Raw genomic sequence first — 9,002 nt, forward strand, 5'->3', positions numbered from 1 at the left:
ACGTTTCTTTTATTAGGCGCATCACAGTGCAGTCCTTCTTTGCATAGCCGTCGCGGCGAAAGGATCACTTTCCGATCGCGATGCTGCGATATCCTTGTGCGCGGGAGTAAGGTTTTCGACGAATGCTGAGTCGCGAATGATCACCGCCCGCTAGTGCGCGGCTGGCACAGACTCGACGGCACTAAGCCTGGTGCATCGATAGGTCCGACAGAGGACGCGTGCATGAGGATGCTAGCAAACTATAATGACTATCAAGACGCTGCACGCCGCAGGACGAAAGAACAGGCATGACCTTCTCCATCACCTTGATCGATCTAGCTGGTGCGATCGCGCTGCTCCTCTGGGGTACCCACATGGTGCAGACCGGCGTGCAGCGTGCCTATGGCCCTAATCTGCGTGCGTTGCTTGCTGGAGCTCTCCGTAATCGCGGTACCGCATTTCTTGCGGGCCTTGGTGTCACGGCAGTTCTGCAAAGCAGCACGGCTACGGGGCTCATGGTGACCGGTTTTGCGGCGGGAGGCTTACTTGCTCTGGTGCCCGCGCTTGCCGTGATGCTGGGCGCCAATGTCGGCACGACATTAATCGTCCAGGTCATGTCGTTCAATGTTGCGGCTGTTTCGCCGGCTCTGGTGCTGATTGGCGTCCTACTATTTCGGCGCGATTCCAGCACGCGCGCGCACGACCTCGGACGCGTCTTCATCGGGCTCGGCCTGATGTTGCTGGCGCTGCATCAATTGCTGACGATGATGACGCCCTTCGAAGACACGCCAAACCTTCGCATGCTTCTTGGCGCGGTGGTGACCGTCCCGCTTGTCGCTGTCTTGCTGGGCGCCGCGATCACGTGGGCCGTGCATTCGAGCGTAGCCGTGGTGTTATTCGTGATGTCGCTGGCATCCCAGGGCGCTCTCCCGCCGAATGCAGCCTTTGCCTTCGTCCTCGGGGCCAACCTGGGAACGGCCATTAATCCCATCCTGGAAGGTTCATCGAGCGACGACCCGGCAGCACGAAGAGTGCCCATCGGCAACTTTCTGATCCGCCTTGCCGGCGTTGGAATCTGCCTTGCGGCGATCGAGCCCATCGGGCGCATCATGGTTACCTTCGAGCCCGACGAAGCCCGTGCGGTCGCCGATTTTCACACTCTGTTCAATGTCGTTCTCGCATTCATTTTCATTGGTCTGCTAACTCCCTACGCGCGTCTGTTGGAACGGCTTCTGCCATCTCGCGTTCGGCTGGAAGACCCGTCACGCCCGCGCTACCTCGACGCGGCAACCAAGGAGACGCCGATCGTTGCTCTCGGTGCCGCGGCTCGGGAATCTCTGCGATTGGCGGATGTTCTTGATGGTATGTTACGTGGTGCGCGAGATGCATTAGCCAAGAAGGATCGCAGACTTATCAGTGAAACGAAGCGACAAGACGATATTCTTGATCGCCTCAACACTGCAATCAAGGCATTTCTAACCTCGATCGATCCCGACGAACTTAGTGATGCAGATCACCGGCGATTAGAGCAAATCCTCTCCTTCGCTATGAACCTTGAGCAGGCCGGAGATGTTATCGACCGGAATTTGCTGCCGCGCGCCATGAAGGGACTCAAGCGCGGCCTCAATTTCTCTGCGGACGATCAGGCCGAACTTACGACAATGATGGACCGCCTGATCTCCAACCTGCAGACTGCAGCCTCGCTCCTAGTCACCGAGGATATGAGATCCGCGCTGTTGCTTGCTGACGAAAAGGTTGCGTTCCGCGAGGCCGAGTCGATCGCAACAGCTGCACACTTAAATCGTCTGAGATCGAACTCCCTGGACGTCGCCCAGGCCAGTGCGCTTCACCTCGATCTGCTGCGCGACATGAAGCTGATAAATTCGCATATCGTTGCCGCCGCAGCCTATCCGGTCCTTGAGCAAACCGGTGCGTTGCTCCCTAGCAGGATCACGTCCGTCAACTGAGAGGATGCCTAGGTGGGCTTCCCTATCAGCGGCACAGGCCGCCGGATTGCCGTCATCCGTTCACGGTATCGGGTTCGGGCCGTCTCTCCAGCACCAGCCGGCCTACGCGTCATGGGCCGGCGCTCAAGTGCTGCGGACAGCGACGAGCGGCAGGAAGATCGTGTCAATCCAAGCAGCGCGAAGATCCGCGTCGGGCGCCGACCAGGTCGTCAGGGCGTGATTGCGAAACAGATCGGGCAGCAGGCTGACGATCGGTGGCGTCAGCTTTCGAGGGTCGATTTCGGCGCGCGCGACGCCGCGGTCCAGGATCGACGTCAGACTACTCGTCTCGCCCGCCAACAGCGTGGCCCTTATATCGTTCGGTGATCCGCCCTCCTGTCGGGAATACTCCATCGAGAAGAGCGCGAAGGCCTCCGCCAGCGCCGTCGCGCGCTGGGCTGCTTGATCCAGCATTTCGATCAGTTCGGTGCGCACGTCGCCGCGATCCGGCACATCTACAGGAAAATCGGCCATACGACGGCGGAGCGCCGCGATAACAAGCGCAGCGCGACTCTCCCAGCGGCGCGCAAGGACCGACCGGCTCGTGCCGGCGCGGGACGCCACGGCGTCCATCGTCAGCGCGCGATACCCGTTCTCGTTCAGCTCTTCCCAGGCCGCATCAAGGATTGCCTCTTCAAGGTCCGGCCCCCGCCGCCGTCTCTGCATCACGCGTCCCCCATAAGATACACCCGCGTATCTTGCTTATCGACTGCTCGGGTGTTAGATACACCAATGTATCTTACATTTCGAGAGGGATATGTCGATGTCCAGCCATCTGTCGCGCGGCGCTCGCCGTCGGGTTTTGATCTCCGGAGCCAGTATCGCCGGGCCGACGCTTGCCTACTGGCTCGACCGCTATGGCTTCGCCGTCACCGTTGTGGAGCGTGCCCCGACAGTGCGAAGCGGGGGCTATCCGATCGATATCCGAGGCACGGCTCTCAAGGTGGCGGAGCGGATGGGATTACGAACTCAGATCGACGCCGCGCATATCGGCTCGCGCAGCGTGAAGTTTGTCGGACGCGCGGGAGAGACGTTGGGAGCGATGCCGATCTATGAGCTCACTGCCAACGATCTCGGACAGGACGTCGAACTCCCGCGAGGGGTGCTCACCGACATGCTTTACGGCCTGACACGCAACACCACGATACGCTACCGCTTCGGAGACTCGATCGAGGCGATCAAGGACGATGGGGAAGAGGTCCACGTCCGTTTCAAAAGCGGCGCACAGGAGCGCTATGACATCGTGATCGGCGCAGACGGTCTGCACTCAAACACGCGCCGTCTCGTGTTCGGACCCGAGACAACATACAATCACTATCTCGGCTTCGCGTTCAATCTCTTCTCCATGCCGAACGACCTCGGACTGTCGCGGGAAGCCGTCATTTATGCCGAACCGGGTCGCATCGCGGGTTTCTTGGCAGTTCGCGACTACCCGGACCTTTTCGCCTTCCTGATCTTTGCCGCCGACACCCCGCCTTTCGGTCAACACGCCGAGAAGGCGGAGCAGATCGAGCGGACCGCTGCACTGTTTGCCGACGGCGGCTGGCAAGTGCCGCGCATGGTGGAAGCGATGCGGCATGCGGACGACCTCTTTTTCGATACGGTGAGCCAGATACGAATGCCCGTCTGGTCCAAGGGAAGGATCGTTTTGGTCGGTGATGCCGCCTGTGCGCCGTCCTTCCGAGCAGGTCAGGGCTCCAGCATGGCAATGGTCGGCGCCTATGTCCTGGCGGGCGAATTGGCCAGGCACGACAATCACACGGAGGCGTTCGCCGCCTATGAGCGTACTGTCCGTCCCTACATGGAGGCTAATCAAGCGCTCGCGACGAGGGATACAGCCAGCATTCTTTTCCCGCGGTCGCAGCAGGAATTGGATGCGCGCGACAAGATGCTAGCGTCTCTTCGCTCCGATCAATCGGGAGCCACGAAGTACCGAGATGCCGATGCTGAGGCCGCGCACAATGCGCTGAAACTTCCCGTCTACGGGTAAACTGATGGCCATCCTTAGCAGCTCAACCGACGGACCTCATCGCGCGACCGCCGTCGGCAGCATCGCGCCGTGGTTGGAGCAAATGCTGCTCGAACTGCTTCACTGCCATCGGTTTGCCGTAGAGATAGCCCTGGCCCGCGTTGCAGCCCAACTTACGAAGGGCGCACGCCTGCTCTTCGGTCTCGACGCCCTCCGCGATCACATCCAGCCCGAATGTCGTGCCGAGCTTCAGAACGGATTCCACGATCGCCGCGTCGGCGCGATCCTCCGTCATGTCCCGGACAAATGTCTGATCGACCTTTAGCCGACTAAGCGGAAAGCGCTTCAGTAGACTCAACGATGCATAACCTGTCCCGAAGTCATCGAAAGCCACACCGACACCCGCCTGCCGAAGAGCCGTCAGTTCGCGGAGGACCGCCTGCTCGCTCTTGATCGCTGTGGTTTCCGTGACCTCCAGTTCGAGACGGTCCGGGCCGATGTGATGTCTGGCCAATTCGGCGATGGTCTTGAGGGCAAGCGTTCCGGAGCGAAACTGCAGCTCAAACAGGTTCACGCCAACGTGGATCCGCCGCAGCCCGCGGGCGTCCCAATCCGCGAGCTGGGCGAGTGCGGTCCGGATCGCCCAATCGCCGACTTCGTTCGCCAGAAGCATCTTGTCGAGAACAGGCAAAAACTCGCCGGGTGAACGCAGTCCAAGGACGGGATGTCGCCATCGCAGCAGGACCTCGGCGCCGACAGTTTCGTTGGTTCGCATGTCGACCTGGGGCTGCCAAAACAGCTCGAACTGCTGGTCATCGAAGGCTTGTCGCAGTTCGGTCTGCATCGTGCGTCGGCTTTCGGCGTGCATTTTAAGATCAGCGGTGAAAATTTCGCTGGTGCCGCCGCCGCTCGCCTTGGCGCGATAAAGCGCCATATCGGCGCTGGCGAGCAGCGCTTCGATCGTCTCGCCGTCCGCGGGACTTTGTGCGATGCCGATGCTCGTGTTCAGATGACAGGCGTCGCCATCGATCGAAAAATCTTCCTTGAACTGATCGATAATGGTCGTCGCGATGGTGGCCGCATCCGAGGCCCCGTTCGCCACAGGAATGAAGAGAACGAACTCGTCGCCGCCGAGCCTTCCTAGAATACCGGGGTCAGACCCGATCGCGCGCTTGAGCCGTCGGGCTACATTCTGCAGCAGACGGTCGCCGGCGGAATGCCCCAGCGTATCGTTGATATCCTTGAACCCATCGAGGTCGAGCAGGAGCAACGCCGCGCAATCTGCCTTCCGAAGCGCCTGATCCGCAAGCTGGAAGAAGCGCTCACGGTTCGGCAGACCGGTAAGTTGGTCGATATGCGCGAGGTTTTGCAAGCGCTCCTGCGCGACGATCCGCTGCGTGATATCGATGATAAATGCGCCGCAATTCGGCCCGTCGGCGTCGCTCCACGTCGACAGGCCGATCTTGATCGGGAAGGTCTCGCCGCCCTGACGCTGCGCTTCCATCTCCAGCAGGCGGCCGATGGAGTCGGGATCCGCTTCCTGTCGCTGTCGCGCGATCTCGTTCTGGATGACGGCCCGTTGCATAGCGGGAAACAGGTCAATGAAGGGCTGGCCGAGACTGCCGGCTTCCGAGGCACCGAACATCTTCTCGGCGGCTCGATTGAAGAATGTGATCCGCCCCTGACTATCGGAACAAACCAGCGCGCTCGCGGCCGACTGGGTCATCCGCTCAAACCGCTGCTGGCTGGCCCGAAGCTTTCGCTCTGACCGGCGCAGTTCGAGGCGGTCCATCACAAGGCGTGCGAGCTTCTTCAGCAATTGCGCCTGGTCCGATGAGAACCGCCTGGGCTTGTCATCGATGATGCACAGCGTTCCCAGCGGATAGCCAGCTTCGGTCAGGAGCCGCGCGCCCGCGTAGAAGCGGATGAAGGGCGCTCCGAGCACCAGCGGATTTTCCTTGAAACGGGGGTCGAGCGAAGCATCTTCGACGATCAATGGCTCGGTCTGATCGAGCGCAAATCGGCAGAAAGACACATCCCGGCTGGTCGAGCAGACGTCCAGGCCAACCCGCGCCTTGAAGAACTGGTGCTCGCTTTCGACGATCGAAATCAGGCTAATCGGAACATTGAAGAGCGAAGACGCAAGGTCAACGACGTGGTCGAACTCGGCCTCGGGCCGGGACAGCTCGAGGTCGTAATCCGCGATTGCCGCCAGCCGCGCAGATTCGTTGACGGCTGGCTTGACATCCCGGTGTGGCATCAGTGCCTCCCCTCAAGGAATGCGTACCGCCCGCGTCCCGCATTCTTGGCTTGGTAGAGGGCGATATCAGCGCGCTTGAACGCCGCGTCTGCGTCCGTTGACCTGTCCTGCACGAGAGCCACGCCGACGCTGACGCTTGGCGTCACTTCGCCATCCGGTGTGGTGATCGGCTCCCGCATAGACGCCACAATGCGTTGGGCGATGTCTTCGGCCATAGCCTTGTCGACGGACTTCAGAATGACCGCGAACTCGTCGCCGCCCAACCGCGCCAGGGTGTCACCCTCGCGGATGACCGAGGCCACGCGTTGTCCCACGGCACGGATCATCCGGTCGCCGATGTCGTGCCCGTACCGGTCATTGACGTCCTTGAAATGGTCGATGTCGAGGAGAAGGATCGCGTTTCCGGCGCTGTTGCGCGTGCGTCGATCCAGAACGTCGTTCAGCCGCTTCTGAAACGCCCGTCGATTGGCGAGCCCTGTCAGTGGATCTTCATCCGCCATGCGGCGGATTCGCTCTTCCGTGGCCTTCCGGGTGCTGATGTCCCGAGAGACACCGCGATAACCCAGAAAGTCGCCATCGCTAAAGATCGGCTTACCGCTGGTCTCGACCCAAGTTTCCGATCCGTCGGCGTTTCGCCGCCCGAATTGCACGAGGCGGAAGGGCTCGCGGTCAGCTAAGTCGGCGGCGAAGCGCTGCCGATCCGCGCCAAGCGGAAACGCCGCCACCGCATGTTCAAGGGAGAGGCCACGGAAGGCTTCGAAGTTCAGCCCTTCGATCTCGCCGCCGCCACCGTAGGCCACGGTGAGGTCGCGATTGGTCTCCCAGAGAAGATCGGAGGTGGCTCCCAAAAAGTCTTCCAGCCGAGCCTGGGTTTGGCTGAGCTCATCGGCGAGGCGCTTCTGTTCGTCAAGCTGACGCTCAAGTCGCGCCGAGATACGTCGCAACTCGAGTTCGGCGATGACGCCATGGGCGAGATCTTCGAGCGCCGCGATGTCGGTGGAGTCGAGGCACTTGGGTGTGCGATCAAGAACGCAAAGCGTACCAAGAACAATCCCCTCGGTTGTTCGAAGCTGTGCGCCAGCGTAAAAGCGAATATGGTCCGGGCCAGTGACGAGTGGGTTGGCTGCAAAGCGCGGGTCGGCAGATGCATCTTCGATGACCAAGGTCTCCGACAAGGACAGCGCGTAGGGACAGAAGGCGAGCTCGCGAGGAAGTTCCTGCGAACTGAGACCCATGCAGGCCTTGAACCACATGCGATTGGTATCGGCGAGTGTGACCAACCCAATCGGTGCGCCGGTCAGACGGCAGGCCAGGCGAACGATGCGATCGAACTTTTCTTCTCGAGGCGTGTCGAGAATCGCAAATTGCTTGAGAAGCGTGCCCCGTGCTTCCTCTTCCTTTGGTAAAATAGCGATACCCATACGGAACTCTCGCCAACTGTTACAGTCAACAAAAAACGCGTTCTCTTGATTTAGGTGCATTACACTCGAATAAGTTGAGGAACCGAACAAGAAACGCAGTAAACGAATTCCTGCCCGATTAGATTGAATTTTTACATAGACGCGTTATCGGCTTGCGGTTGCAATGTCGTTGTGGGCCTCTCAATTGCGGTTATTGATTTGGCGCGCGGCATTGGGACGCGTTTGAGGTTCGATTTGCTCGTCAGAATTGGCACGGCCGGCTGGAGCATCCCGGCTCGATATTCCGAACGACTGCCCATCGGCGGGAGCCACCTGGAGCGGTATGCCCGGCAGATGGATGCGGTCGAGATCAATACGTCGTTCTATCGGCCCCATCAGCGCAAAACGTACGAACGATGGGCGCGGTCCACACCTGAGAACTTTCTATTCTCCGTGAAAATGCCGAAAGCGATCACGCATGAGGCGAGACTGCAAAACTGCGAGGCCGTGCTCGACCACTTTCTCACAGAGGCGTCTGGTCTTGGCGACAAACTCGGCGCGTTATTGGTGCAACTGCCACCAACATTCGGTTTCGACGAGGGAACCGCCGGTCGCTTCTTCCAAGACCTCCGATCCCAGGTCAGCTGCCCGATCGTTCTCGAGCCGCGGCATCCGAATTGGTTCACAGCAAACATCGACAAATGGCTCGCCGATCTTCGCGTATCCCGGGCGGCGACCGATCCTGCGACAGTTTCCGGCGCCGACATTCCAGGTGGCTGGGATGGGTTTGCATATTTCCGTTGGCACGGCTCACCACGGATTTACTATTCGGACTACGATGGCGCGGCGCTTAAGCATCTCTCGACTGAAGCGAGGCGCAGCGCCGGCCGTAGCGTGCCGACTTGGTGCATTTTCGACAATACGGCCGCCGGTTGTGCCTTGGGGAATGCGCTTGATCTGACGTCATCGTTGCGATGAACGATCTGGTTGCACGCCGGCTTCAGAGCATCGGCTTTCACCCATGGCCCCCCTGAGGGTAACCGATGGTCGAGGCGGCGTAGGCGGAACGATGGCGGCTCCGACATTGTGCGAGGTGGCTGGCGGGGCTGCCGGGCAGTTGCGCAACCGCGCCCGGTCTCGCCCGCTGGAAGTCCAAAGGGAGAAGGTTACGGACGCACCACGCCGCAGGCGGACATTGGGCCTGGCGCAGCCCATGAACCTTACGAAGATGACCGGCGAAAAAAATTTCGTCGGGCTCTTGAAACTTTTCCCCGACTCCCAAATTTTTTCGGCGTCGTCATACGACGATCGGGATGCCGTCAGGGTCCCGCCAACTGAGACGGGCACCGGTCGTGTCCGGTGCCGCTCGTAACCATTTTGCTCTTCAG

The 9,002-nt window shown here is 60.3% G+C and carries 6 protein-coding genes; 3 read left to right on the top strand and 3 right to left on the bottom strand.

What is annotated here, in order from left to right; genetic code table 11:
- Window positions 1–287: 287 nt before the first annotated feature.
- Window positions 288–1,946 (top strand): Na/Pi cotransporter family protein, encoded by a 1,659-nt coding sequence (locus tag QM712_RS20870; protein WP_415025023.1) that lies wholly within the window; start codon window positions 288–290, stop codon window positions 1,944–1,946.
- A gap of 123 nt (window positions 1,947–2,069) precedes the next feature.
- On the opposite strand, the gene QM712_RS20875 is transcribed toward QM712_RS20870, so the two are convergent.
- Window positions 2,070–2,651, bottom strand: coding sequence for a TetR/AcrR family transcriptional regulator (locus tag QM712_RS20875; protein ID WP_415025024.1), 582 nt, complete (start codon window positions 2,649–2,651; stop codon window positions 2,070–2,072).
- A 97-nt stretch (window positions 2,652–2,748) separates the two neighbouring features.
- Here QM712_RS20875 and QM712_RS20880 point away from each other — a divergent pair, with 97 nt between their 5' ends.
- The gene (locus QM712_RS20880; protein WP_415025025.1) at window positions 2,749–3,975 is read left to right on the top strand and encodes an FAD-dependent monooxygenase; all 1,227 of its coding nucleotides are present in this window, start codon (window positions 2,749–2,751) and stop codon (window positions 3,973–3,975) included.
- Window positions 3,976–3,997: 22 nt separating this feature from the next.
- Here QM712_RS20880 and QM712_RS20885 read toward each other — a convergent pair whose 3' ends face one another.
- On the bottom strand, window positions 3,998–6,214 hold the full coding sequence (locus QM712_RS20885) for a putative bifunctional diguanylate cyclase/phosphodiesterase (protein WP_415025026.1): 2,217 nt from the start codon (window positions 6,212–6,214) through the stop codon (window positions 3,998–4,000).
- The gene (locus tag QM712_RS20890; protein WP_415025027.1) at window positions 6,214–7,635 is read right to left on the bottom strand and encodes a diguanylate cyclase domain-containing protein; all 1,422 of its coding nucleotides are present in this window, start codon (window positions 7,633–7,635) and stop codon (window positions 6,214–6,216) included. Before QM712_RS20890 ends, QM712_RS20885 begins: the two co-directional genes overlap by 1 nt.
- A 123-nt stretch (window positions 7,636–7,758) precedes the next feature.
- On the opposite strand from QM712_RS20890, the gene QM712_RS20895 reads away from it, so the two are divergent.
- On the top strand, window positions 7,759–8,592 hold the full coding sequence (locus QM712_RS20895) for a DUF72 domain-containing protein (RefSeq protein ID WP_415025028.1): 834 nt from the start codon (window positions 7,759–7,761) through the stop codon (window positions 8,590–8,592).
- The last annotated feature ends 410 nt before the right edge of the window (window positions 8,593–9,002 follow it).

The sequence above is a fragment of the Bradyrhizobium sp. genome (assembly GCF_047605465.1).
Lineage (GTDB): Bacteria > Pseudomonadota > Alphaproteobacteria > Rhizobiales > Xanthobacteraceae > Bradyrhizobium.